Source organism: Streptomyces sp. NPDC046866 (genome assembly GCF_040704625.1).
In the GTDB taxonomy this organism is placed as follows: domain Bacteria; phylum Actinomycetota; class Actinomycetes; order Streptomycetales; family Streptomycetaceae; genus Streptomyces.
Genome location: NZ_JBEYXN010000006.1, coordinates 69322 through 93528, shown reverse-complemented (window position 1 = coordinate 93528; position 24207 = coordinate 69322). Strand labels below are relative to the sequence as shown.

The following is a 24207-nucleotide window of genomic DNA, read 5'->3' as shown; positions in this document are numbered from 1 at the left end:
CGACCGTCGAGCGCCCGGCGGCCGACCCGTCTGACCGAAAGCCGCGCCCCGCGGGACCGGCGGGCCATAGGGTCGGCGCCATGGACATCACGTACCGCACGGCCCGCCCCGAGGACGCGGAGGCCATGGCGCGGCTCGACGGGTCGTTCACCACGCACACCGTGTTCGAGGTGGTCGGCGGGGAGGCCGGCTTCGCGGTGCGCGAGGTGCCGGTCGACCCGCCCGTGCGCAAGGTGTTCCCCCAGGACGAGGTCGAGCGTGAAGCCGCTGGTGGGGCGGGCGGGGCGGACGGGTCGGGCGCCGCCTACGAGGCGGGCGGGGCGCCGGAAGGCGACGAGCAGGTCTTCGTCGCCCTCGACGGCGAGGTGGTGTGCGGCTTCGCCGCGGTCACCTACGCCCCGTGGAACCGCCGCGTCACCGTCGACGACATCGAGGTCTCCCCGACCCACCGCGGCCGCGGCATCGGCCGGACCCTCATGGAGCACGCCTCCGCATTCGCGCGCGAACGCGGCGCCGCGCACCTGTGGTTGGAGGTCAGCACGCTCAACGCCCCTGCCGTGCACGCCTACCGGTCCATGGGATTCGCCCTCTGCGGCCTCGACACCGCGCTGTACGACGGCACCGCCTCGGCGGGGGAGCAGGCGCTGTTCATGAGCCGGCCCTGCTCCTGATGTCCCCGACGTCACGCCGACCACACCGACGTTCAAACGGCCGATGTTCCCGGGAACCCACGCCGCGGATCCTACGCCGCGCCCGGACCGACCCGCAGGGCGTTGGCTCGAAGGTCACTCGGTGGAGTGTTCCGCGTCCTCGGACTCTCACGCGACTGACCTGCGGCATGTACAACGGGTGATTGTTCACCGCACATTCATCCGGCACGTACAGGGTGGATCTGTCCGGACAGGGGGTAACGGCTCGGGATGGAAATACTTCAAGAGCGCTCGACCACCGGCCAAGTGTGGCAAGCGGCGGAGGAGTTCATCCGACTCTTCCACCGGGAGGTTCCGCAGGCCGGTGATCCGCAGCCCCGACTCGCCGCCGTACGCGCCGAGATCGCGGAGACCGGCACCTACCGGCACACCGCGCAGGAGCTGGCCCACGGGGCCAGAGTCGCCTGGCGCAACAGCAACCGCTGCATAGGCCGGCTCTACTGGAACTCGCTGAGGGTGCGCGACCGCCGCGAGCTGACCGACGCCGACGAGATCGCCGCGGAGTGCTTCCAGCACCTGCGCGAGGCCACCAACGGCGGCAGGGTCAGGCCCACGATCACCGTCTTCGCGCCGGACACCCCGGACCGCCCCGGCCCGCTGATCTGGAGCGAACAGCTCGTCCGCTACGCCGGCTACGGCGACCACCCCTCGATCACCGTCGGGGACGCGCGCAACGCCCCGCTGACCAGCGCCCTGCTCGCGCTCGGCTGGAGCGGCGGCGCCGGAACGCCCTTCGACCTGCTCCCGCTGGTGGTCCAGGGGGTCGACGACAAGCCCCGCTGGTTCGACACCCCCGCGGACGCCGTCCTCGAGGTGGCGATCGAGCATCCCGACGACCCCGGCTGGGCGGACTGGGGGCTGCGCTGGCACGCGGTTCCGGCCATCTCCAACATGTGCCTGGAGATCGGCGGCATCCACTACCCGGCCGCGCCCTTCAACGGCTGGTACATGGGGACCGAGATCGGCGCCCGCAATCTCGCGGACACCGACCGGTACAACCTGCTGCCCGCCGTGGCCCGCCGCCTGGGCCTCGAGACGTCGAGCGACCGCTCGCTGTGGAAGGACCGCGCGCTGGTCGAGCTCAACCGGGCCGTACTGCACTCCTTCGACCGGGCCGGCGTCACGATCGCCGACCACCACAGCGAGTCGCGGCGCTTCCTGACCCACCTGGCGCGCGAGGAGGGCAAGGGGCGCGAGGTGGGCGCGGACTGGTCGTGGATCGTGCCGCCGATCTCGGGTGCCGCGACGCCGGTCTTCCACCGCACCTACGACGACCGGCCCAGCTCCACCACGTACGTGCACCATGCGGGCGCACGGGACAGGGCGCAGGGGCGAGATCTGGTCTAGACCTTCTGTTACCGTCGGCCGGGAGGACCGGAGACCGGTGGAGAGGGGCCCTTGTGGACGGCGCTGACGGGATGAGTGGGACGGCAGGGGGCTCTGCCTCGGGAGGCGATGGCGGTTCGGGGGAGGTCGGCGGTTTGAGCGAGGAGAGGGGTGTGGTTTACGTCGGCTCGTTCACCTCGGCCGGCGGCCGCGGCATCACCACCGCGGCCGTGGATCCGCTGACCGAGGCCCTCACCCTGCTCTCGTCCACCGACGCGCTCGCCGACCCCTCCTACCTCGCCGTCGACCGGGGCACCGGCCTGCTGTACGCGGTGAGCGAGGCCGAGCAGGGCGCGGCCGGTGCCTTCCGACCGACCCCTGAGGGGCTCACCGCCCTCGGCCCCGCCGTCCGCGTGGGCGGCTCGGGGCCGACGCACCTCAGCGTCGCCGGGCGCCGGCTGCTGACCGCCAATTACACCTCCGGCAGCGTCAGCAGCCTGCCGCTCGCCGCCGACGGGCGGCTGTCCGGGCCGGCCGCGGTCCTCGTCCACCGGGGCAGCGGACCCCACCCGAGCCGCCAGGAGCGCCCGCACGCCCACCAGGTGCTCCCCGACCCGAGCGGCCGCTGGGTGCTGAGCGTCGACCTCGGCACCGACTCGGTACGGGTCTGCGCAGTGGACCCGGCCACCGGGTCGCTGCGCCTGCACGGCGAGACGGCGCTGCGCGCCGGGACGGGGCCGCGGCACCTCGCCTTCCACCCGGCGGGTGAGCTGCTGTACGTCGTGCACGAGCTGGAGCCGCAGTTGACCGTCTGCCGCTGGCATCCTGGCACGGGCCGGGTGGAGGCGGGTGCGGAGGTTCCGATCGGCTCGGACGGCGGTTCGGCGCCTGTACGGAGTGCGGGCAGTGCCGAGGGGGGCACCGCGGGAGGCGCCGAGGGGGGCGCCGAAGGTGTACGGGCCTACCCGTCGGCCCTGGTGGCCTCGCCGGACGGGCGCTTCGTGTGGGCCGCAGTGCGCGGCGCCGATGTCATCCTCACCTTCTCGCTCGCCGACGGGCCCGAGCGGCCCAGGCTCACGTCCGTCGTGGCGTGTGGCGGGAGTTGGCCCCGCGACCTGGCCGCCGACCCGGCGGGGCGCCGGCTCTACGCGGCCAACGAGCGCTCCGGGGACGTCTGCTGGTTCGACGTGGACCCGCTGACCGGGCGGCCGAGGCCGGCCGGCTCGGTGGCGGTGCCGGCCGCCAGCTGCGTGGTCTTCGCCTGAGGGGGACGACTCGGGGAGCGGCCGGGGGAGGCCGGTCGTCCGGCCTGGAGCCCGGCATGCGCGAGGGCCCGCACCCCGGGTGGCGGGGTGCGGGCCCTGGTGCGGCCGGTGCGCGGGTCGGACGGCTCAGCGGGCCGGGGTGCCCTGGGTGATGCCCAGCGCCGCGGCGTACTGCGTGACGACGAGCTTGCCCAGCGCCGAGTAGGCGCCCAGCACCTCGGCGGCCGCGCAGTCGGCCTCCTTGGCGGCGGTGTCCAGCAGGCCCTCGGCCGCCTCCGGGCCGATCAGGTAGGGGGCGAGCGCGAGCTGCGTGGAGCCCTCGGCGCGCAGCTGCTCGGCGACCGACGCCACCGAGCCCTCCTGGTCCAGGGCGGCGGCCTTGACCGGTACCGCGAGGCGGGCGGCCAGCAGCATGCCGGTGACGCCGGCGACCTGGACGGCCTCCTCGCCGCCGGTGGTGGCCACGATGATGCCGTCGGCGGCGGTGGTCACGGTGAAGAGGCGGGCGCGGTCGGCGCGGGCCAGGCCCGCCTCCGAAAGCCGCACGTGCAGGCCCTCGGCCAGCAGCGGGTGCGGGCCGAGCACCTCGGCCAGTTCCACGGCGGCCGAGGAGTCCATCACGGCCTGGCGGATCCGGCGCAGCAGGTCGGCGTCAGGGCCGGCCAGCAGCGGCACGACCACGGCGTCCGGGCCGGTCGGCTCGGGCACCTCGTGGCCGGCGGCGCGGGCGAACTCGGCGCGCGCGACACGCTCGGCCGCGACGGCGCTCAGCGTCGTGGACAGGGCCGGGAACTCGGCGCCCTCCTCGTCGCTGCCCTCGAGGAAGCCGATGCGGGCCTCCAGGCCGGGCAGCTCGGAGCGGCCGATGCTGATGATCTCTTCCGCGAGACCGCGCGAGGCGGCCGAGGGGGTGCCGGGTACGGCGAGCACCAGCGTGGGCGCTCCCTCGGGGGCCACCGCGGGCTCGGGCCGGCGGTGGCGTCCGGTCTGACGGGGTCGCGGCATTCGTACGGGCAGGCCATGTGCGGGCCCAGTGGGGGAGCTCATGGCGCCGCATGCTACTGGCTTATCGGAACCCGGTGTTCGGTCAGGGTCCACTCGGGCGGCATCTGTCCGTATTTATCCGGTGAATGTCGTATACGGTTCAACTGCTCGGCGCGTTCGGCGCTGCTCGGCGTCGTTCGGGCTGCTCGGCAGTGTTCGGCGGGCCGCTGGGTCAATTGGCCGAGGGAAGGTGCCAGTCCACCGGCTGCGCCCCCTGCCGGGCCAGCAGGTCGTTCGTCCTGCTGAACGGCCTGGAGCCGAAGAACCCGTTGTCGGCGGACATGGGCGAGGGGTGGACCGATTCCACGGCCGGAAGCTCCCCCAGCAGCGGCCGCAGGTTGCGGGCGTCGCGGCCCCACAGGATCGACACCAGCGGCTTGCCGCGCGCCGCGAGCGCCCGGATCGCCTGCTCGGTGACCGCCTCCCAGCCCTTGCCGCGGTGCGCGTTGGGCTTGCGCGGGGCGGTGGTGAGGGAGCGGTTCAGCAGCAGTACGCCCTGGCGTGCCCACGGGGTCAGGTCCCCGTTGGCCGGGCGCGGCACGCCGAGGTCGGCGTACAGCTCGCGGAAGATGTTGTCCAGGCTCGGCGGTACGGGCCGTACGTCGGGGGCGACCGAGAAGGACAGGCCCATCGCGTGCCCCGGGGTGGGGTACGGGTCCTGTCCGACGATCAGCACCTTCACCTCGTCGAAGGGCTGCTGGAACGCCCGCAGGACGTTCGCCCCGGCGGGGAGGTAGGTTCTGCCCGCCGCGATCTCGGCGCGCAGGAAGTCGCCCATCGCGGCGATCTGCGCCGCCACCGGCTCCAGAGCCCGGGCCCAGCCCGGCTCGACGATTTCGTTCAACGGTCGTGCTGCCACGGGGAGTCACTCTACTGGCCCACACTGACAGTCCGTGCCGCACTGGTGGAGCCGGTCTGGTGCCGGCCTGCTGTCGCCTCAGTCGCCTCAGGACGTGCTGCCGTTCAGTACTGCTGCCCGTACGCACAGGATGTCCGGAAGGTGCTCCGCCAGGAGTTCCCAGCTGTCCCCGTCGTCCCGGCTGGCGTACAGCTCGCCGTTGCGGTTGCCGAAGTAGACGCCCGCCGGGTCGGCGTCGTCCGTGCAGAGGGCGTCGCGCAGCACCGTCCCGTAGTGGTCCGCCGTCGGCAGCCCGCGGGTCAGCGGCTCCCAGGTGGCGCCCGCGTCCCGGGTGCGGAAGATGCGGCAGCGGTGCTCCGCCGGGACCCGGTCGGAGTCGGCGTTCAGGGGGAAGACGTACGCGGTGTCCGGGCGGTGCGGGTGCGCGGCCACCGCGAAGCCGAAGTCGGACGGCAGCCCGCCGCCGATGTCGGTCCACTGCCCGCCGGCGTCGTCGCTGCGGTACACGCCCCAGTGGTTCTGCAGGTACAGCCGTTCGCGGTTGCCGGCATCCCTGGCGATCTTGTGCACGCACTGGCCGAACTCCGGGTGCGGGTCCGGCAGGAACACCGCCGAGACGCCCCGGTTGGCCGGTGTCCAGCTCGCCCCGCCGTCCCGGGTGCGGAAGACGCCGGCGGTGGACACCGCCACCGTCACCGCATCGGGGTCCGACGGGTCGGTCAGCACGGTGTGCAGGCCCTCACCGCCGCCGCCCGGCACCCAGGCGCTGCGGGTCGGGTGCTCCCACAGCGGGCGGACCAGTTCGAAGGACACGCCCCGGTCGGTGGAGCGGAAGAGGGCGGCCGGCTCCGTTCCCGCGTACACCACGTCCGGCGCCTCGGGGCCGGCCGGATGCAGCTGCCAGACCCGCTCCAGTGAGGCGCCGGTGTCCTTGGGGAACCGCACCGCGGGTTCGGCGGGCTCCTGCCAGGTCGCGCCCAGGTCGTCGGAGGTGAAGACCGAGGGGCCCCAGTGCGAACTGTCACCACCGACGAGCAGGCGGGGCGTCGGGCCGCGGCGGTCGATCGCCACGGCGTAGACGGCTTGGGCGTTGAAGTGCGGGCCGTCGAACGTCCAGGGGGCGGCGTCGCTGCCGGGCGTGGATCCGCCGCCTCCGCCTCCGCCCGTGTCCCTGCGCCCGATGAACAGGCCCTTGCGTGTTCCCGCGAGGAGCAGCAGCTCTGGCATGTCGGTACCTCCGGACTTCGTCGTCCCGTTCCGGTTCGTCGTCCCGTTCCGGGTTCGTCGTCCCGTCCGGTTCGTCGTCCTGTTCCGGTTCGTTGTTCCGTTCGGGTTTGTCCCTGTCGTCCCGGTCAGTCTGCACCCGGTCGGCCCTCTGGGCTCGGCGGCTTGCCCGGCGCCTTTCCGGCTGATCGGCGTCGGTCAGCGGGTGCGCGAAAAGTGTGGCTACTTGATCGTAGGAGGGTGCAAGGGGTTGACTTTCACGCCTCTGCCACTGCACGCGAGAGGCACTACGTGGCCACAGAGCATCTCTCCCCGCTCGACCTCGCTTTCTGGCGGATCGAATCCGCCGGCCATCCCATGCATCTCGGGGCGCTTGCGGTCTTTGACGCCTCCGGTTTCACTACCTCTGGTTCCGGTGGTCCTGTCGGCGACTCCTCCGCCCTTGATCCCGCCTCCGTCGCTGCTCGGCTCCTCGCCGTCCGTTGTGTCCGGGTGCCCGGGCTGCGGCGTCGGATCCACGACGTGCTGGTGCCCGTCGGCGCGGCCGCCTGGGCGGCCGATGAGGACTTCGATGCGGACCGGCACGTGTTCCTCGTCCGTACGCCCGACCCGCGGGCCGCGGCCGGCCCGCTCATGGCGCGCCCCCTGGCCCGGGACCGGCCTCCGTGGGAGGCGCACGTCCTGGCGGGGCCCGACCCGCGGTCCTTCGCGGTTCTGTTCAAGTTCCACCACGCCCTCGCCGACGGGCTCGCCGCCCTCGCGCTCGCGGCCTCGCTGTTCGACGAGGGGCCGCCCCTACGCGGTCCGGCGCGGCCGCTGCCGCAAGCGCCGGCCGCCGGCTCCGGCCTGCGGAACCTTCCCGGGGTGCTCGCCGCCCGGCTCCAGGGGGTCGGCCAGGCGGTGGAGATCGGCGCCGCCATGGCGCGGTCGGGCTTGCCGCTGGCGGTGCCGCCCGCCCTGACCGCGGTCGCGGGCGGGACCGGGACGCGGGCGGTGGCCGGCCTCGCCCTGGATCTGGACGACGTGAACCGGATCCGCAAGGTCGCCGGCGGAACCGTCAACGACGTGCTGATCACCCTCGTTGCGGGCGCTCTGCGGCGGTGGCTGACGGGCCGCGGTGACCCCGTCCCCGAAGGCCCCGGGCCGCGGGCGCTGATACCGGTATCCCGCCGCAGGCCGGGCGCCGGCGCGAGGTACGGCAACCGGCTCTCGGGCTATCTGCTGCGGCTTCCGATCGAGGAGCCGGATCCGCTGCGGCGGTTGGAGCGGGTGCGGACCGGCATGGACCGCAACAAGGAGGCCGGGCCCGCGCGGGGCGCCGGCGCCGTCGCGCTGCTCGCCGACCACGTCCATCCGCTCGGGCACCGTCTGGGCGGCCCGCTCGTGGCCCAGGCGGCGCGGCTGCTCTTCGACATCCTGGTCACCAGCGTTCCGCTGCCCGGCTTCACCTTCACGCTCGGTGGCAGCCGGGTGCGGGAGGTCTATCCGTTGGCTCCGCTGGCCCGTGGGCACGCACTGGCGGTCGCCGTGTCCACGTACAAGGACACCGTTCACTACGGGCTGGTCGCCGACGCGGGTGCCGTGCCGGACCTGGCCGAGCTGGTGGAGGCGCTGCGGGTGGAGTTGGAGGAGTTGGTGCGGGAGGTTTTGTGAGGGGCCGCGGCCGGGCGGAAGTGGTGCGCTACCAAGGTTTCCCGGCAGCCCATGGTCCTTCCGGGGCGCGCCGGGCCCTCAAGGGCGCTCCTTCGTCGCGTCGCTTCGCGATGGCCTTCGGCCGCCCTTGACCGCCCGACCCGCCCCGGAACGGCAACGGACTGCCGGGAAGCCCCGGAGGAACGGCTCGCGGGTTGTGCGGGGCCGGTGTTCAGGGGGTGGTGTCGTGGGCGCCCGATGCGGTGAGGAGGCCCGGCCAGTCCGGGATCTTGACGGAGCGGCGGCCCAGGGAGCGGCCGAGGTCCGCCTCCGCGGTTTCGATGGCCAGCCAGCCCGGCCATTCGACCGGGCGGAGGCCTGCGGCGCGGAGGGCGTCGAGGGGGTCGTCCGGGAGCTCGCGGCGGGCGAGGGCAGGGGCGTCCTGGAGGAGGGAGGAGGCGGTTTCCTTGGCGCAGGGGCGGTTGGTGCCGATCACGCCGGTGGGGCCGCGTTTGATCCAGCCCGCCACGTACTCGCCGACCGAGGCGCGGCCCTCGCGCAGCACGCGGCCTGCGGCGTGGGGGACGGTGGCGGTGGCGGGGTCGAAGGGGAGGCCGGGCAGGGGGACGCCCTGGTAGCCGACCGAGCGGAGGACGAGCTGGGCTTCGATGTCCTCGTGGACGCCGGTGCCGACGACGCCGCCGCGGCCGTCCGGGGCGGTGCGTTCGAAGCGGACCGCGGCGACGCGGTCGTCCGGGCCGGCGAGCAGTTCGACCGGGCGGAGGTAGAAGCGGAGGGTGATGCTGCGGTCCGTGGCGGGGGGACTGTCCGACCAGCTCCGAAGGACCTCCAGGTTGCGGCGGGCGACGGCGGGGAGGCCGGTTTCGTCGGTGGAGGCCGGGTCGCGGGCGAGCTCGGCGGGGTCGACACGGGTGGCGACGCGGGGGAGGGTGCCGAGTTCGCGGAGTTCCTTGGTGGTGAACTTCGCCTGCGAGGGGCCGCGGCGGGCGACCATGGTGACCGAGCGGACGCCGCTGTCGGCGAGGGCGCCCAGGGCCGGGTGGGGCATGTCGGTGGGGGTGAGCTCGGGTACGCCGCGGGCCAGCATGCGGGTCACGTCGACGGCGACGTTGCCGGCGCCGATGACCAGGGCCGAAGTGGTCCTCGGGAGGTCGAAGGACGCGGCGGCGGCGTCCGGGTGGCCGCTGTACCAGGCCACGAAGGCGGTCGCGGAGTGGACGCCGGCGAGGTCCTCGCCCGGGATGCCCAGGGTGCGGTCGCGTGCGGCGCCCACGCAGTAGACCACCGCGTGGTACAGGTCCAGCAGGCGGGCGGTGGGGAGCCGGGGGCCGCCCACTTCCAGGTTGCCGAGGAAGCGGATCCGCGTGTCCTCCAGGACGGTGCGCAGGTTGTTCTGGAGGGACTTGATCTTTTCGTGGTCGGGGGCCACCCCGTAGCGCACGAGGCCGTACGGGGCCGGCAGGCGGTCCAGTACGTCGACGCGGACGCCGGGCACCTCGCGCTGCTGGACCAGGGTCTGGGCGGCGTAGACCCCGCTGGGGCCCGAACCGACGACGGCGACACGAAGCACGGCGGAACTCCTCCCGCAGGGATTCCCAGGATGGCACCGGGGCGGGCGCCCGTCAGCTCATGGTGCGCATCCGGCTGATCTCGGCGCTCTGGGTGGCCACCACTTCGTTGGCCCACTCTTCGACGGCGGGGTCGTTGCCGTTCTTGAGCACGTCGGCCGCCATCTTCAGGGCGCCCTCGTGGTGGGCCGTCATCAGGGTGAGGAACAGGTGGTCGAAGTCGGTGCCGCGGGCGTCGGCGAGGGCCTTCAGCTGGGCTTCCGTGGCCATGCCCGGCATGGGGGTGTGGTCGTGGGCGGGGGTGGACTGGGTCTTGCGCTGCCATGACTGCATGGCCGCGATCTCGGGCGTCTGTGCTGCCGTGATGCGTTCGGCCAGGTGTTTGACGGCGGGCGAGGTGGCGCGGTCCGGGGCCAGTGCGCTCATGGCGAGGGCCTGCCGGTGGTGTTCGATCATGTGGCCGACGTAGGTGCGGTCGGCCGCGTTCGGGGTGTTGTCGGGGCGGCGGCGCGCGGCCTCCTCGGGGGAGAGCGTGCGGTTCCCGTCGCCCGGTCTGCCCGGTGCGATGACGGGGGGTTCGGCGCCTCGGGTTTGCGTGGTGCAGGCGGTGGCCGACAGGAGGGCCACCGTGAGGGCCGCGGTCATGATTCGGCCGAGTGAGACCTTTGCCATGTCCATGATGAGGAACATACTGCGGTGGTCCGCATTCCGTTCCCACGGGAGGGCACAGTGTTACTGAAACGGAGAGTCCTGGCCGCCTCGGCCGGACTCCTCACCGCACTCCTGGCCGCCGGGCCCGCGGCCGCCAGCCCCGATCCCGGCGACCTGGGCCCCGGCGGGGAGTTCCGGCAGAGCGCCGACGTGACGGCCGGCCGTGAACTCGCCCCCGGGGAGATCCCCGGCCGGGACGAGATCGTGCACAGCGGCAACGTCAAGCCACTGGTGAACGTCCCCAGCTCCTTCCCCGACGCCTTCGACACCGATCTGGCCTTCCAGGGGAAGTACGCCTACGCCGGGAACTACAACGGGTTCGTGATCTACGACATCGGTGATCCGAAGGCGCCGAAGGTCGTGAGCACCGTGCTGTGCCCCGGCGGGCAGAACGACGTGTCCGTCTACGGCGACCTGCTCTTCCTGTCGACGGACTCCTCGCGCAGCGACGACTCCTGCAACAGCGTCTCGCAGCCGGCGACCGAGAAGTCCTCCTGGGAGGGCATCAAGATCTTCGACATCCGGGACAAGAGGAGCCCCCGGTACGTGAAGTCCGTGGAGACCGCATGCGGGTCGCACACCCACACGCTCGTGCCCTCCGGCCCGGACGTCTACGTGTACGTGGCCTCCTACTCGCCCAGCGAGGCCTTTCCCGACTGCCGGCCGCCGCACGACGGGATCTCGGTGGTCAAGGTTCCGCGCAGGGATCCGACGCAGGCCGCCGTGGTGGCGTTCCCGGTGCTGTTCCCGGACGGCGGGAACCCGGGCGCCCCGACCAACCCGGGGGTGGCGAAGACCACGGGCTGCCACGACATCACCGTACTGCCCTCCGAGAAGCTCGCCGCCGGGGCGTGCATGGGCGACGGCATCCTGTTCGACATCAGCAAGCCCGAGCAGCCGCGGGTCATCGACCGGGTCCAGGACAACGTGAACTTCGCGTTCTGGCACTCCGCGACCTTCAACGCCACGGCGGACAAGGTGGTCTTCACCGACGAGCTCGGCGGCGGTGGCGGCGCCACCTGCAACGAGGCCACCGGAGCCAACCACGGGGCCGACGGGATCTACGACATCACCGGCAGCGGCGACCAGCGCAGGCTCGTCCTGCGCAGCTACTTCAAGATCCCGCGCCACCAGGCCGACACCGAGAACTGCGTCGCCCACAACGGCTCCCTGGTCCCGGCGTTCGGCCGCGACATCATGGTCCAGGCCTGGTACCAGGGCGGGGTGTCGGTCTGGGACTTCACCGACTCCGCCCGGCCGCGGGAGATCGGGTACTTCGAGCGCGGGCCGCTGTCCACCGACCGGCTGTCCGTCGGGGGATCCTGGTCGGCGTACTACTACAACGGGCACATCTACTCGAACGACATCACCAAGGGCCTCGACGTGCTGCGGCTCGACGACTGGCGCACCGAGAGCGCGAAGTGGGTCCGGCTGGACCGGCTCAACGTGCAGAGCCAGCCCGACTACCGCTGAGCCAAGGCCGACGGAAACGTTCCCTCGGGCGGGGAGCCGGAGGGGGGCGTGCCCAGGGTCCAGTCGAGGGCGTACCGCTGGAAGAGCTCCGCCCGCAGGCGGGGCGCCGGCATCGGGGCGCCCGGCAGCAGGACCGCCACCACCGCCCCCATCAGCTGGGCCCGCAGCAGGGGGTAGTCGGCGTCCGGGTCCGCCGAGCCGTAGCGGGCGACGGTGTCCCGGAGCAGCGCGGCCAGCCGCTGCTGCTCCGGGCACTGCACGAAGCCCTCGGCCTGGAGGATGCCCGCCATGTGCGTCCGCATCAGCAGCGGCCGCTCCAGGGCCAGGCCGAGGATCGCGTCGATGGCCCGGGCCAGCCGCTCGCGGCCGTCCTCGGTGCGCGGCTCCCGTTCGAGGGCCGCCTCCAGGGTGAGGTGCATCAGCCGGTGCACCGCCGACTGGAGCAGCTGCCGCTTGCCCGGGAAGTAGTACGAGACCAGGCCGCGGGCGGCGCCCGCGCGGTCGGCGATGTCGCCGAGGGTCGTGGCCTCGTAGCCGCGCTCGGCCACGAGTTCGACGGTGGCCTGGAGCAGCCGCTCGCGGGAACGTCTGCGCAATTCTTCATTGACCGATGCGCTGCGCGGGGACATGCTTACTCCTGCGTTGACTGGCTGCCAGCCAATATACTCAGCGCAGGTGCACCTGCTCTGCGCGACGCGGGGGATCGCGCAGGGCAGGACGTGCACACCCTCACCCAGCGGCGGCTTTCGGTCGATTCCGCGGGTCGGGCAGGGCGATCACCGCCACGGCCAGCGCCACTCCCAGCAGCCAGCCGCCCAGCACGTCCGACAGCCAGTGCACGCCGAGGAAGATCCGGGTGAAGCCCACCCCGAACACCGAGGCCAGGGCCAGGATCCACGCCGCCAGGCGCCACGGCTTCGGGGCCGACCGGGGCACCAGCCACAGCAGCAGCGGGCAGACCACCGCCGCCGTCAGGGCATGCCCCGACGGGTAGGCCGCGTAGTCGGCCGATACGACCGGATCCGGCCAGATCGGGCGGTGCCGGCCCACCAGTGCCTTCATCCCCTGAGACAGCAGCAGGGCGGCCACCGCGGCCCCCGCGATCAGCAGGGCGCGCCGCCGGTCGCCGCGCCACCACAGCCACCCGCAGGCGACGGCGGCCAGGGCGCGCATCGTCCAGGGGTCCCACACCCAGTCGGTGAGCACCCGCATCGCCGAGGTCACCGCCGGATGGCCGACGGCGTCCGCGTGCAGGCTCCGCGCGACCGTGCCGTCGTACGAGAGGAGCGGCGCCCAGCGGACGATCACGAGGGAGGTCACGACGGCCGCGAGCAGCGCGCAGCCGATCCCGGCCCGGAGGAGGTGCCTGCTGTGCATGCCGGAGATCCTTGCACCGCCGGGCCCGTGCGCGGGCCATGCCCCCGGGCGCGGACGCGTCGTGCCGCCGCCCGGAGCGCGCACTCAGGCGAGAGCGGTCAGGCCCGGCACGAGCGCCACCGCCAGCGGGACCACGGGGAGCAGGGTGGCCAGGGCGGTCAGCCGGAGCCTGCGGCCCGCCGGCAGCCGCGCCGGCGCCGACAGCAACCGGCGCACCCGCTCGGGGACATGGGGCTCCGGGGCGGGGGAGGGCCCGAAGACCCCGCGGTCCTCGTTCAGGCCGACGAGCGCGAGCGCGACGGTGAGTCGCCCGAAGCGGCGCGAGGCCACGTCGTCGGCGGCCAGTTCGACGAGCCGGTGCATTTCCGCGTCGAACGCGGCGAACACCGGCACCTGCGGGAACCCCCCGGCCAGCGCCCGCGAGCAGTGCAGCAGCCAGTCGTGGCGCGCGGCCGCATGCCCCTGTTCGTGCGCCAGCACGGCATCCAGCTGACTGCCCTTCAGCCGCCCGAGCGCGGCCGTGGTCACCACCAGCTGCGGCGCGGAGCCGGGCAGCCACCAGGCGTCGGGCCGGGACCCCTCCAGGACGACGAGCCGGGCGCCGCCGGCCGGGTCCTCCCCGGGCAGCAGGGGCGCCCGCACCCGCAGTTCGGCACCCCGGGCCCGCCGCCCGGCCCGGGCGCGCACCACCTCGCGGGTCAGCCGGAAGCCGGTCCACAGACCGCCGCCGGCCAGCACCAGCGCGGTTCCCGCGGCCCACGGGCCGCCCGTGGGGCCCAGGGCGTAGGCGTCGACCACCCCGTGCGGTGCGGCGGCGAAGAGCCGCCCCCGCACCGCCAGCCAGGCGGCGGCCGCGCTCAGCAGCATCGACAGCGCGAAGGACACGAGCACCGCGCCCACCACGCACTGCCACACCCACAGGGCGACGACGGGTTCCCGCTCGGGCCACCGGGCCCTGGCCAGCAGGCGGGGAGCGAGCACCGCGGTCACGGCGCCGAGCAGGAGGAGAGCGGCGGCCACCATCATGGCCGCCAGCCTAGGGCGGCGGACTACCTGCGGGTACGGTCCCGGGCGGATTGGTGACGCAGGACACGTTTCCGCGCCCTCACACGGTGAGCAGCATCGCCAACATGCCCATTCCCATGGCCAGTCGGCATGCCCGGGCGAGCTCGGCCGGGGCTCCCGGGGCCGGCACCGCAGCCGTGCCCGGGAGCGCGGCCGGCAGCAGGCGGGCCCCGCCGAGCAGGACGTAGCCGGCGTAGTAGAGGAGCAGGGCGCCGGTCACGAGCGGCGGCCCGCCGCCGTGCCCGTGGCCGCCGGCACCGGTACCCGCCCCCGCCCCGAGCCCGGCGAGGGCCATGTAGGCCATGGCCAGCGAGCCCACCAGGTGGTGGCCGTGGTGCAGCCCGCCGCGCAGCAGCCACACGGCGTGCACCGCCGTCCCGCAGAAGACGGCCAGCAGGATCTGCGGCCCCCACGGCCCGATCCCCGGGGGCGCCGCCATCGCCGCCATCCCCAGCCCCATCAGCCCCTCGCCCGCCGCCGCACCGTCCGCCGCCCGGCCGGCCCTGCGCACCCGGCCCAGGCAGTACGCGCCGCTCGCCGCGCACAACAGGACCAGCAGCCAGGCGGGGAGGGAGGCGGAAGAGGACAGCGCGGGACCGTGCACGGCGGAACCCCCCGGTTCGTCGGCGTCACCGAAGAGATGCCCGCGCCCACGGGCCCGCACGCCGCACGGGGTTAGGCTGTCGGTGCAGCACCGGGCATGTCATATGCCACGCAGCAGCGCAGCACGGCGCAGAGCAGAACGGAGCCACCCCATGTCGACAGCCCAGCCCAGCGCACTGGAGTTCCGCAACGCCGTGGAGGCGGACGTCCCGGAGCTCGTGGCGCTCGTCGAGTCGGCGTACCGGGGGGACGCCAGCCGGGCCGGGTGGACGACCGAGGCGGACTACCTGGAGGGACAGCGCACCGACCCGGACGGCGTGCGCGCCGTCATCAACACCCCCGACAGCGTCCTGCTGGTCGTGGAGCGCTCCGGTGAGCTCGTCGCCTGCTGCCAGCTCGAACACCGCGGCGACCACGCCTACTTCGGGATGTTCGCGGTCCGCCCCGGACTCCAGGGCGGCGGCCTCGGCAAGGAGATCCTCGCCGAGGCGGAGCGCCGCGCCCGCGAGACGTGGGGAGCCACCGAGATGCGGATGACGGTGGTGAACGTACGGGAGGAGCTCATCGCCTACTACCTGCGCCGCGGCTACCGGCGCACCGGCGAGTTCAGCCCCTTCCCGTACGGGGACCAGCGCTTCGGCGTGCCGCTCCGCGACGACCTGGCCTTCGAGCTGCTGGTCAAGCCGCTCTAGCCGCTACGGCAGGCGGCGCGGCCCGTCAGGCCGTGAACCGGCCCGTGCTGCGGATCTCGGGGAAGTCCGTGGCCGCGCCGTCCAGTTCGAGCGCCCGCGCGAGCCGCAGGTGCTCCAGCGAGTTCACCGTCCAGCCGGTCACCCGCAGACCGGCCCGGTGCGCCGCCTCCACCGTCTCCAGGGTGAGCCGCCGCAGGTTCAGGGCCAGGCTGTGCGCGCCCGCGGCCAGGGCCCGGTCCACGACGTCCTCGGCCTCGTCCCCCGCGAGGTCCGAGTGCAGGACGGTCCGGGCGCCCGGCACCAGCCGGGCCGTCTCGGCCAGCACCGCGTCCGAGAACGAGGCCACCTCCACCCGCCCGGCCGCGTCCCGGCGCACCACCAGCTCCGCGAGCGCCGCCGCGGCGGCCCGGTCCGGTGCGGACACCTGGAGGGGGAGCCGGACCGCGTCCAGGACCTCCTCGAAGACCGGCACCCGTTCTCCGCGGCCGGCATCGAGCTCGCGCAGCTCGGCCAGGGTCAGATCGGCGACGGCGCCCGTGCCGTCGGTGGTCCGGTCCACCTCGGCGTCGTGCAGGACGACGAGCACGCCGTCCTTGCTCAGCTGCACACCCAGCGCGATGGCGTCCATGCCGGCACGCTCCGCGCGGACGAACGACCGCAGGGTGTTCTCCGGCTCGACACCCATGACCCCGCGGTGACCGATGGTGAGGAAAGTCAAGGTTCTCTCGCTTCCGTCGACGGCGGCTCCCGGCGCGGTCGGCGTCCCAGGTCCGCCCGCGCGCGGTGAGGCGCATGCTAGTGGCCCCCGCCCGGGTTGGGACCGCCCGTGCAGAGCCCCGGATTCCGCGGACGACCGGTTCCCGCCAGGGCCGTACGCCTCCGGCGCCGCCGCGCGGGCCCGCCGGGCCCCGTGCCGCGTCACCCGCGCGTGGGCGCGCCTCCGCGACCTTGACGGAAGGACGAAGCCGTCGCCCGGACCGGGGAGCGGCGGGAAGAATTGCGGTAACGATAGGGGTGTCACCGAATAATTTCCTGAGCGACCTCTTGAGCGGGAGAGCGTCCCGTGCATACGCTGTGCTGACGTGAGGTTCTCCTGTGGAGGAAGTGACATGACGGAAACTCTTGTGCCGGCAACTGGCGGCGCGGTGATAGCCGCCGGAGCGCGGGTGGTCGACCACCCTGCGTGGCCCGAGCTCAAGGCCGCCGTGGAGGAGATCCGCCCCTGGCAGGCCAAGGACGGTTCGATCGACTTCGAGGCTGCGGACGCCCCCGCCCCGGCCGATGTCGAGGCCGTCGTCGAGCGCGTGATCAGCGCCGTCGAGACCCTGTCCCCGCTGCTGCCGCACGCCGCCGTGTACCACAAGGCGCTCGTCGCCGACCTGCGCAAGTGGGTCGCCGAGGGCTTCGGCGTGCCGGACTTCCTGGACTCCCTGCTGGCCTTCCAGCCCGCCTCCGAGCGCGCCGACGGGCTCCAGCACCTGGTCGTCTTCCCCATGTACACGCAGAACGGCAACCCGGACCGCAACTTCGAGGCCGTCGTCCTGAAGATGGTCTGGCCCGAGTGGCTCTCCGAGCTGGAGCGCACCCGGTACGACAACCCGCTGTTCCTCGGCATCACCTTCGAGGACTTCACCCCGGGCTACGACACCCACTCCGCCGTGCTCTTCCCGGAGACCATCGCCGTCCGCGAGGCCCCCGAGCGCTTCACCTGGGGCGGCATCTTCTGCGACCGCGAGGCCGCCCGCTACCGCAAGGTCACCGCGGCCGCCGTCGACATCCTGGGCATCGAGCTGCCCGAGGACATCGCCCGCATGGTCGAGGACCAGGAGCGCTGCGAGAAGGCCTTCGTCCTGTGGGACATGGTCCACGACCGCACCCACAGCCACGGCGACCTGCCGTTCGACCCCTTCATGATCAAGCAGCGCCAGCCGTTCTGGATGTACGGCCTGGAGGAGCTGCGCTGCGACCTCACCGCCTTCAAGGAGGCCGTGAAGCTCGAGTCCGAGGGCAACGAGCACGGCCGCGACGTGCAGTACGCCGTCCTCTTCGACCGGATGTTCCGCTTCCCCGTCTCCGGTGACCGCAACCGCAACTACGACGGCCTCGGCGGCCAGCTGCTCTTCGCGTACCTCCACAAGCACGACGTCGTGCGCTGGACGGACAACAAGCTGAAGATCGACTGGATGCGCGCCCCGCAGGTCACCAACCAGCTCTGCGGCGAGATCGAGGACCTGTACCGGGCCGGCATCGACCGCCCGAAGCTCGTGCACTGGTTCAAGGCGTACGAGCTCGTCTCCACCTACCTCGCCCCGCACCCCGGTTCCAAGTGGGCCAAGGGCCCCGACGCCCTCGACCTGACGCAGCCGCCGCGCAAGCTCGTGGACGACGTGCTTCCGGACGAGTTTCCGCTGAGCATGTTCTATGAGGCGCTCGCGAAGAAGCTCAAGGGCGTGATCGCCTCCACGAAGGGCATTACCGCACCGAACGCCGAGTCGGCCGAGCGGGCCGCCGCGTGAGCACTCGCCCACAGGAGGCTGCACAGATGAACACGGGGAACAACGCGAACGGCCCGCTGAAGGGCGCCGTCGTGGCGGTCGCCGGTGCCGGCGGTCCCGCCGGCCGGGCCGCGCTGCTCCGCCTCGCCGAGGCCGGCGCGGTGGTCGTCGCGTCCGACGCCGACCCGGCGCGCCTGGCCGAGGCGGTGGACGCGGCCCGCTACGCCCACGGCGGTGCCACCGTCACGGGCGACACGGTGGACCTGCTCGACCTGGAGGCCACCAAGGCCTGGGCCGACCGCACGGAGAAGGAGTACGGCCGCGTCGACGGAGTCGTCCACCTCGTCGGCGGCTGGCGCGGCAGCACCTCCTTCACCGAGACCGACCTCGCGGACTGGGACTTCCTGGAGAAGCTCCTGATCCGCACCGTCCAGCACACGTCGATGGCCTTCCACGACGCACTGCTGCGCAGCGACCGGGGCCGCTACGTCCTGGTCAGCCAGTCCGGCGCGCACAAGCCGGTCGCCAACAACGCCGCGTACAACGCCGGCAAGGCGGCCGCCGAGGCGTGGACGCTGGCCATGGCCGACTCCTTCCGCAAGGCGGGGGGCGAGGAGGGCCCGGGCGCCGCGGCTGCGATCCTGGTGATCAAGGCACTGGTGCACGACGCGATGCGCGCCGAGCGCCCCAATGCGAAGTTCGCGGGCTTCACCGACGTCAAGGAGCTGGCCGAGGCCATCGCCGGCGTGTGGGAGCGGCCCGCCATCGATGTGAACGGACAGCGTCTGTGGCTCACTCCGCAACCGTGAAGACCGATGCCCGCCGCCACCACGATCCGGCGGTACGCGGTTTCGCGAGCGACAACTATGCAGGGGTCCATCCGGAGATCCTGGAGGCCCTTGCCCTGGCCAACGGCGGCCACCAGGTCGCCTACGGCGAGGACGAGTACACCGAGCACCTGCAGAAGATCATCCGCAGCCACTTCGGCCCGTACGCGGAGGCCTTCCCGGTCTTCAACGGCACCGGCGCGAACGTCACGGCCCTGCAGGCCATGACCGACCGCTGGGGTGCGGTGATCTGCGCCAAGACCGCCCACATCAACGTGGACGAGGGCGGCGCGCCCGAGCGGATGGCCGGCCTGAAGCTGCTGGCCGTCCCCACTCCGGACGGCAAGCTCACCCCCGAGCTCATCGACCAGGAGGCCTGGGGCTTCGAGGACGAGCACCGGGCGATGCCGCAGGTCGTGTCGATCACCCAGAACACCGAGCTGGGCACGGTCTACACCCCGGACGAGATCCGGGCGATCTGTGAGCACGCGCACGCGCTCGGCATGAAGGTCCACCTCGACGGGGCCCGCATAGCCAACGCCGCCGCCTCCCTCGACGTGCCGATGCGCACCTTCACCAACGCGGTGGGCGTCGACGTGCTGTCCTACGGCGGCACGAAGAACGGCATGATGTTCGGCGAGGCCGTGGTCGTGGTCAACCCGGACGCGGTGCGGCAGATGAAGCACGTCCGCAAGATGTCGATGCAGCTCGCGTCGAAGATGCGGTTCGTGTCCGTGCAGCTCGAGGCGCTGCTGGCCAAGGACCTGTGGCTGCGCAACGCCCGGCGCGCCAACGAGATGGCGCAGCGCCTGGCGGCGGGCGTCCGCGAGACCGACGGGGTGGAGATCCTCTACCCGGTGCAGGCCAACGCGGTGTTCGCGAAGCTGCCGCACGAGGTGTCGCGGCGGCTCCAGCAGCGCTACCGCTTCTACTTCTGGGACGAGGCCGCCGGCCACGTGCGGTGGATGTGCGGCTACGACACCGCGGAGGAGGACGTCGACGGCTTCCTTCAGGCGCTGAAGGAAGAGATGTCCCGCTAGCCGACAGGCGACCGGCCCTTCGAATCTTCTGAATATTTATACCGATGACCGCAAATCCATTGATTTGCGGTCATCGGTGCGCCTATCCTCGGAGTCATGGAGCTGATCCAGCAGAGCCCTGACATCCACGACTATCTGGCCTCCGATGAGGTGATCGACCACGGCCACCCCGTGGTGCAAGAGATCGCCGAAACCTTCTGGTTCACCACCGGCACCGCATACTCATACGCCGAGGCGGTGTTCGACTTCGTCCGCGACGCCATCCCCCACTCCGCGGACTCCGGCGATCCCCGGGTCGCCTGGCGCGCCTCCGAGGTGCTCGGCACCCGCAACGGCATCTGCCACGCCAAGGCGCACGCACTGGTGGCCCTGCTCCGGGCCAAGGGCATACCGGCAGGCATGTGCTACCAGCGCCTCACCGGCGATCATCAGTGCAGCGACAGCTGCTCCAGTGGAGCCGGGGCTTGCCCCGGGGGCTCCCAGCCGGCGATCCACGGCCTGGTCGCCCTCCGGATGCCCTGCAGCAGCCGGTGGTACCGCCAGGACCCGCGGGGCAACAGGCCCGGCGTGGACGCCCGGTTCTCCCTGGACGCCGAGCGGCTCGCCTTCCCCGTACGGCCCGAGCTCGGCGAGATCGACTACCCCGAGCTGTACGCCAGCGCCCACCCGGCCGTGCTCAAGGTGCTCCGGGAGTCCCCCGACCGGTCCCGGCTGTGGCAGAACCTGCCGGTCGACCTGTAGCCGGGGCGGCTCCAGCTGAGGCTGCCGCCCCGGAGGGCGGCGCCAGCCGGGCGTGCAGCAGGGCCGACGCCAGGACCAGCACGGCGACCGCGGACAGCAGCGCCTGCGGCGGCGCCCCGGCGGCGAGCCCCACGAGGGCGGCACCGAGGGAGGCCGCGGTCACCTTCAGCCCCGCCCCCAGCGTGAACACCTGCGTCCGCACCGCCTCGGGGGCGAACTGCGCACGGACCCGGAGCGTCGCCGTGAGCAGAGGCCCGTCGCACACCCCCGCGGCGGCGAACAGCGCCGCCGCCACGCCGACGGACGGCGAGAAGGCGGCCGCGGCGAGCGCGGCCCCGGTGCCCGCCATCGCCCACCGCGCCATCCGGCCCGCGTCCAGACCCGTGATCCGCCCGAGGGTGAGCGAGCCGGCCAGCGCGCCCACCGCGAAGGCCGTCATCAGCACACCGCCCGCACCCGGACTGCCGAGCCGGGCCGCCAGCAGGACCGAGGTGGCGGTGAGGGAGCCGAGCCCGGCGAAGGCCAGGCTCGTGGCGGCGGTGATCGCCCGCAGCTCCCGGATCCGCCACAGCGCCCCCAGACCGGCGCCGAGCCCCGCCCTCGGGCCCGTCCGCGGCGGCACCTGCCCCGCCGCACCGGGCGGAAGGCCGTAGGGGAGCGTCGCGGCCAGGCCCGCGGCGACCGCGCAGACCCCCGCCAGTCCCGCCATCGCCGGCGCGGCCGAGCCGAGCGCCGCGACCAGGCCGACCGCCGCCGGGGCCACCACGGAGGCGACGTTGTAGGTCGCCGCGTCCCACGCGTACGCACGGTCGCGCGCCGCCCCTGCCGGGACCAGCCCGGCCACCAGGCTGGACATCCCGCCCGTCACCATCGGCCCGCAGCTCCCGCCGAGCAGCGCCACGGCGAGCACCGCGGCAGTCGGGGCCCGGCCCAGGAGCAGGGCCAGGGCGGCCGCGGCGGCCGTGAACCCGGCCAGCGACCCCACGTGGAAGAGCCGCGGCCGGCGGGCGCGCGCCGCGGCCGCCCCGGCGAGCGGGGCCGCCAGGACGTGCGGGGCCAGCCATGCCGTCAGCACGTACGCGCCGTGCGCCGCGCTCCCGGTCCGCTCCAGGGCCAGCAGCATCACGGCCAGGCCCATCCCCTCCGAGGCCGTCCGCGCCGCGACCGCCGCTGCCAGGTACCGCCCGAATGCGGGCATCCCGGATCCCCCCTGCCGACCGTGTAACGTGATGGTCGTACAAGACGTTACGTCGTGGAGGCATACGGCGAAAGGATGCGGCGATGACCGACTCCGACCGGGGGTTCTCCGCCGCCCGGCGACTGGTCGAGCTCGCCGAGGCGGTCCGCGCCGACCCCGCCCTCCCGCGCGCCGAACTCGCGGCGCTGCTGCTCCGGCACGGGGAGCGCCCCGCCGACCTCACGCCCGAGGCCTTCACGGAAGCGGACGCGGACCGGCTGCGCGGCGCCGCACGCCGGATGGCGGAGGTCCTGGCCGAACCCGACGAGGACCGCGCCGCCCAGGCCCTCAACGACCTCTTCGCGCAGTACGCCACCCGTCCCCGCCTGACCCGGCACGACGGCCACCCCTGGCACCTGCACGTCGACCGGGGCGACGGGGCCGGGTGGGGCGAGTGGTTCCTGGCCTCCGGGGCCCTGGCCCTCGCCCAACTGCTCACCGAGCACGGCCGCATCGCCTGGGGCGGCTGCGCCGCGGCCGGCTGCGGGCGGCTCTTCCTCGGCGGCGGGCCCGGCAGCCCCCGCCGCTACTGCTCCCCCACGTGCGCCACCCGCGAACGGGTCGCCGCACACCGCCGCCGCAAGCGGACCGGTGCCGCCGAAGCCGCCGAAGCCCCGCGAGCACGCTGAGCCGCCCCGCGGCCGCACGCCCGCTGCCGCTGCGCGGAGCCTGTCCCCTCCCCGCCCCTTCCCGAACCGGGGCTCCGCCCCGGGGTCCGTTCCGTGCGCTTCGCGCCCGGTGCGCTCAAACGCCGCGCGGGCTGGACGTGCCGCGCAGCGGGGACCGGCACCATGTCCGCATGCGAAGAGGCCCGCGCGGGCCGCCGGGGGCGGGCCGCGCGGGCCGCAGATTCACTCGTCCCGGTGGTCCGGGATCAGCCCGCTTCCTTGACCTGGGCGGCCGTCGGGGCGGAGCCGCCCAGGTGCGCCGGCAGCCACCAGGACCCGGCGGCATCCTTCGGCTGGACCGGGTAGGCGCGCTGCGCCGCGTCCAGCAGCTCCTGCACGCGCTCGCGCAGCCGCCGCGTGATGGCACCCGCGTACTGGTCCGTCGGGGCCTCGATCGGCTCGCCGACCCGCAGGGTCACCGGGATGTGGCTGCGCTTGAGGTCCTTGGGGCGGCCCTTGGTCCACAGCCGCTGCGTGCCCCACAGGGCCACCGGGACCAGCGGGACGCCGGCCTCCTGCGCCATCCGCGCCGCGCCCGACTTGAAGCTCTTGAGGGTGAACGACTGGGAGATCGTCGCCTCGGGGAACACGCCGATGATCTCGCCGGAGCGCAGCGAGTCCAGGGCGTGCTGGTATGCCGTCTCGCCCTGCTTGCGGTCCACGGGGATGTGCTTCATCGCGCGCATCAGCGGGCCGGACACCTTGTGCCGGAACACCGACTCCTTGGCCATGAAGCGCACCAGCCGCTTCTGCGGCCGCGCGGTCAGCCCGGCGAAGATGAAGTCGAGGTAGCCGATGTGGTTCGACACCAGTACCGCCCCGCCCTTGCGCGGGATGTGCTCGGTGCCCTTCATGTCGATACGGATGTCCAGGGCCCGGAAGAGGGTGTGCGCGGCCCCGATCACCGGGGGGTAGACGAGCTCAGCCATGGTGCGGAGACCCCGCTTTCTGCCTGGGGAGGTTCTCCCGGCCGGAAGTTACGGCAGCGTAGGTACGCGGCCCTTGGGGATCGTGCCGCATCCGGGGGCTGCTGGCCAGCCCAGATGCCCCGGCCCGGCGAGATTCTCGTCACGCCGGGAATGCGGCGCGCGCCCCGGGCGCTCGGATCGGCGTACGAACGTACTTCAATGATGCGGGACGGGAAGTCCCGCAGTGACGGCGGGCGGGGGCAGTGGCGTTGACGGTGGCGATGACGGGAGACGGCGTGGACGGCAACGGCAACGGCAACGGCGGCATCGGCAACAGCAGCAACGGCAACGGCCGCGCACCGCTGGGCGCCGCGCAGCTGGGCGCGGAGCCGGGGGAGCGGGCCAGTCTGGTGCAGTTCTCCAGCGCGTTCTGCCAGCCCTGCCGGGCCACCCGCCGCATCCTCGCCGAGGTGGCCGACATGGTCGACGGGGTGGCCCACATCGAGATCGACGCCGAGCGCAACCTCGACCTCGTCCGCACCCTGGGCATCGAGAAGACCCCGACCGTGCTCGTCCTGGACTCCTCCGGCCGGATCGTGCGCCGGGCGGCCGGGATGCCGCGCAAGGCCGACGTGATCGCCGCGCTGGGCGCCGCCGTATGACGGGCGCGCCGGTACGCGCGCCCGCACGCAGCGTGACGCGCCTCGCATCTGACCGTCGC

At 73.5% G+C, this 24207-nt stretch carries 24 protein-coding genes; 12 read left to right on the top strand and 12 right to left on the bottom strand.

Annotation, left to right across the window (positions count from 1 at the left end; all coding sequences use genetic code 11):
* The first annotated feature begins 80 nt into the window (after positions 1-80).
* The 3 genes from AB0953_RS11980 to AB0953_RS11970 all read left to right on the top strand — a co-directional run bounded on the left by AB0953_RS11980 (position 81) and on the right by AB0953_RS11970 (position 3301).
* Positions 81-671, top strand: a complete 591-nt coding sequence (locus AB0953_RS11980) for a GNAT family N-acetyltransferase (protein WP_366859305.1) — start codon at positions 81-83, stop codon at positions 669-671.
* Positions 672-920: 249 nt separating this feature from the next.
* Positions 921-2057 (top strand): nitric oxide synthase oxygenase, encoded by a 1137-nt coding sequence (locus AB0953_RS11975; RefSeq protein WP_366859304.1) that lies wholly within the window; start codon positions 921-923, stop codon positions 2055-2057.
* 152 nt (positions 2058-2209) lie between these two features.
* The gene (locus AB0953_RS11970) at positions 2210-3301 is read left to right on the top strand and encodes a lactonase family protein (protein WP_366859303.1); all 1092 of its coding nucleotides are present in this window, start codon (positions 2210-2212) and stop codon (positions 3299-3301) included.
* Between the two features lie 126 nt (positions 3302-3427).
* Here the strand turns inward: AB0953_RS11970 and AB0953_RS11965 are convergent, their stop codons facing one another.
* From AB0953_RS11965 to AB0953_RS11955, 3 genes are all read right to left on the bottom strand, one after another.
* Complete coding sequence (locus AB0953_RS11965; protein WP_366859302.1) at positions 3428-4348, bottom strand: hypothetical protein; 921 nt, start codon at positions 4346-4348, stop codon at positions 3428-3430.
* A 169-nt stretch (positions 4349-4517) separates the two neighbouring features.
* Positions 4518-5204 (bottom strand): uracil-DNA glycosylase, encoded by a 687-nt coding sequence (locus AB0953_RS11960; RefSeq protein ID WP_366859301.1) that lies wholly within the window; start codon positions 5202-5204, stop codon positions 4518-4520.
* Positions 5205-5291: 87 nt separating this feature from the next.
* Entirely contained in the window at positions 5292-6431 is a 1140-nt protein-coding gene (locus AB0953_RS11955) for an exo-alpha-sialidase (protein WP_366859300.1), read from the bottom strand.
* 288 nt (positions 6432-6719) lie between these two features.
* Here AB0953_RS11955 and AB0953_RS11950 point away from each other — a divergent pair, with 288 nt between their 5' ends.
* Positions 6720-8081, top strand: a complete 1362-nt coding sequence (locus tag AB0953_RS11950; protein ID WP_366859299.1) for a wax ester/triacylglycerol synthase family O-acyltransferase — start codon at positions 6720-6722, stop codon at positions 8079-8081.
* A 211-nt stretch (positions 8082-8292) separates the two neighbouring features.
* Here the strand turns inward: AB0953_RS11950 and AB0953_RS11945 are convergent, their stop codons facing one another.
* Positions 8293-9651 carry an FAD-dependent oxidoreductase gene (locus AB0953_RS11945; RefSeq protein ID WP_366859298.1) on the bottom strand — a complete coding sequence of 453 codons (1359 nt, stop codon included), beginning with the start codon at positions 9649-9651 and terminating at the stop codon, positions 8293-8295.
* Between the two features lie 52 nt (positions 9652-9703).
* On the bottom strand, positions 9704-10327 hold the full coding sequence (locus AB0953_RS11940) for a DUF305 domain-containing protein (RefSeq protein ID WP_366859297.1): 624 nt from the start codon (positions 10325-10327) through the stop codon (positions 9704-9706).
* A 51-nt stretch (positions 10328-10378) separates the two neighbouring features.
* On the opposite strand from AB0953_RS11940, the gene AB0953_RS11935 reads away from it, so the two are divergent.
* Positions 10379-11833, top strand: a complete 1455-nt coding sequence (locus AB0953_RS11935) for a hypothetical protein (protein WP_366859296.1) — start codon at positions 10379-10381, stop codon at positions 11831-11833.
* Here the strand turns inward: AB0953_RS11935 and AB0953_RS11930 are convergent.
* From AB0953_RS11930 to AB0953_RS11915, 4 genes are all read right to left on the bottom strand, one after another.
* Positions 11824-12462, bottom strand: a complete 639-nt coding sequence (locus tag AB0953_RS11930) for a helix-turn-helix domain-containing protein (RefSeq protein WP_366859295.1) — start codon at positions 12460-12462, stop codon at positions 11824-11826. The genes AB0953_RS11935 and AB0953_RS11930 overlap by 10 nt on opposite strands.
* Positions 12463-12562: 100 nt before the next feature.
* Complete coding sequence (locus AB0953_RS11925) at positions 12563-13210, bottom strand: phosphatase PAP2 family protein (protein WP_366859294.1); 648 nt, start codon at positions 13208-13210, stop codon at positions 12563-12565.
* 84 nt (positions 13211-13294) lie between these two features.
* Positions 13295-14236 carry a M56 family metallopeptidase gene (locus AB0953_RS11920; protein WP_366859293.1) on the bottom strand — a complete coding sequence of 314 codons (942 nt, stop codon included), beginning with the start codon at positions 14234-14236 and terminating at the stop codon, positions 13295-13297.
* Between the two features lie 79 nt (positions 14237-14315).
* A complete protein-coding gene (locus AB0953_RS11915; RefSeq protein WP_366859292.1) occupies positions 14316-14879 on the bottom strand; it encodes a DUF5134 domain-containing protein in 564 nt (187 codons plus the stop codon).
* 151 nt (positions 14880-15030) lie between these two features.
* On the opposite strand from AB0953_RS11915, the gene AB0953_RS11910 reads away from it, so the two are divergent.
* Positions 15031-15570: a GNAT family N-acetyltransferase gene (locus AB0953_RS11910; RefSeq protein WP_366859291.1), complete on the top strand. Its 540-nt coding sequence runs from the start codon at positions 15031-15033 to the stop codon at positions 15568-15570.
* Between the two features lie 25 nt (positions 15571-15595).
* On the opposite strand, the gene AB0953_RS11905 is transcribed toward AB0953_RS11910, so the two are convergent.
* Positions 15596-16288: a glycerophosphodiester phosphodiesterase family protein gene (locus AB0953_RS11905; RefSeq protein ID WP_366859290.1), complete on the bottom strand. Its 693-nt coding sequence runs from the start codon at positions 16286-16288 to the stop codon at positions 15596-15598.
* Between the two features lie 391 nt (positions 16289-16679).
* On the opposite strand from AB0953_RS11905, the gene AB0953_RS11900 reads away from it, so the two are divergent.
* From AB0953_RS11900 to AB0953_RS11885, 4 genes are all read left to right on the top strand, one after another.
* A complete protein-coding gene (locus AB0953_RS11900; RefSeq protein WP_366859289.1) occupies positions 16680-18086 on the top strand; it encodes a DUF6421 family protein in 1407 nt (468 codons plus the stop codon).
* A 26-nt stretch (positions 18087-18112) separates the two neighbouring features.
* A complete protein-coding gene (locus AB0953_RS11895) occupies positions 18113-18874 on the top strand; it encodes an SDR family NAD(P)-dependent oxidoreductase (protein WP_366859288.1) in 762 nt (253 codons plus the stop codon).
* Positions 18871-19932: a low specificity L-threonine aldolase gene (locus AB0953_RS11890; RefSeq protein WP_366859287.1), complete on the top strand. Its 1062-nt coding sequence runs from the start codon at positions 18871-18873 to the stop codon at positions 19930-19932. The genes AB0953_RS11895 and AB0953_RS11890 overlap by 4 nt, the downstream gene beginning before the upstream one ends.
* A 96-nt stretch (positions 19933-20028) precedes the next feature.
* Positions 20029-20673, top strand: coding sequence for a transglutaminase family protein (locus AB0953_RS11885; RefSeq protein WP_366859286.1), 645 nt, complete (start codon positions 20029-20031; stop codon positions 20671-20673).
* Here the strand turns inward: AB0953_RS11885 and AB0953_RS11880 are convergent.
* Positions 20609-21871 carry an MFS transporter gene (locus tag AB0953_RS11880; protein ID WP_366859285.1) on the bottom strand — a complete coding sequence of 421 codons (1263 nt, stop codon included), beginning with the start codon at positions 21869-21871 and terminating at the stop codon, positions 20609-20611. The genes AB0953_RS11885 and AB0953_RS11880 overlap by 65 nt on opposite strands.
* An 83-nt stretch (positions 21872-21954) precedes the next feature.
* Here AB0953_RS11880 and AB0953_RS11875 point away from each other — a divergent pair, with 83 nt between their 5' ends.
* Entirely contained in the window at positions 21955-22539 is a 585-nt protein-coding gene (locus AB0953_RS11875; protein ID WP_366859284.1) for a CGNR zinc finger domain-containing protein, read from the top strand.
* A gap of 245 nt (positions 22540-22784) precedes the next feature.
* Here the strand turns inward: AB0953_RS11875 and AB0953_RS11870 are convergent, their stop codons facing one another.
* Entirely contained in the window at positions 22785-23507 is a 723-nt protein-coding gene (locus AB0953_RS11870; RefSeq protein WP_366859283.1) for a lysophospholipid acyltransferase family protein, read from the bottom strand.
* Positions 23508-23767: 260 nt separating this feature from the next.
* On the opposite strand from AB0953_RS11870, the gene AB0953_RS11865 reads away from it, so the two are divergent.
* On the top strand, positions 23768-24148 hold the full coding sequence (locus AB0953_RS11865) for a thioredoxin family protein (RefSeq protein ID WP_366859492.1): 381 nt from the start codon (positions 23768-23770) through the stop codon (positions 24146-24148).
* The last annotated feature ends 59 nt before the right edge of the window (positions 24149-24207 follow it).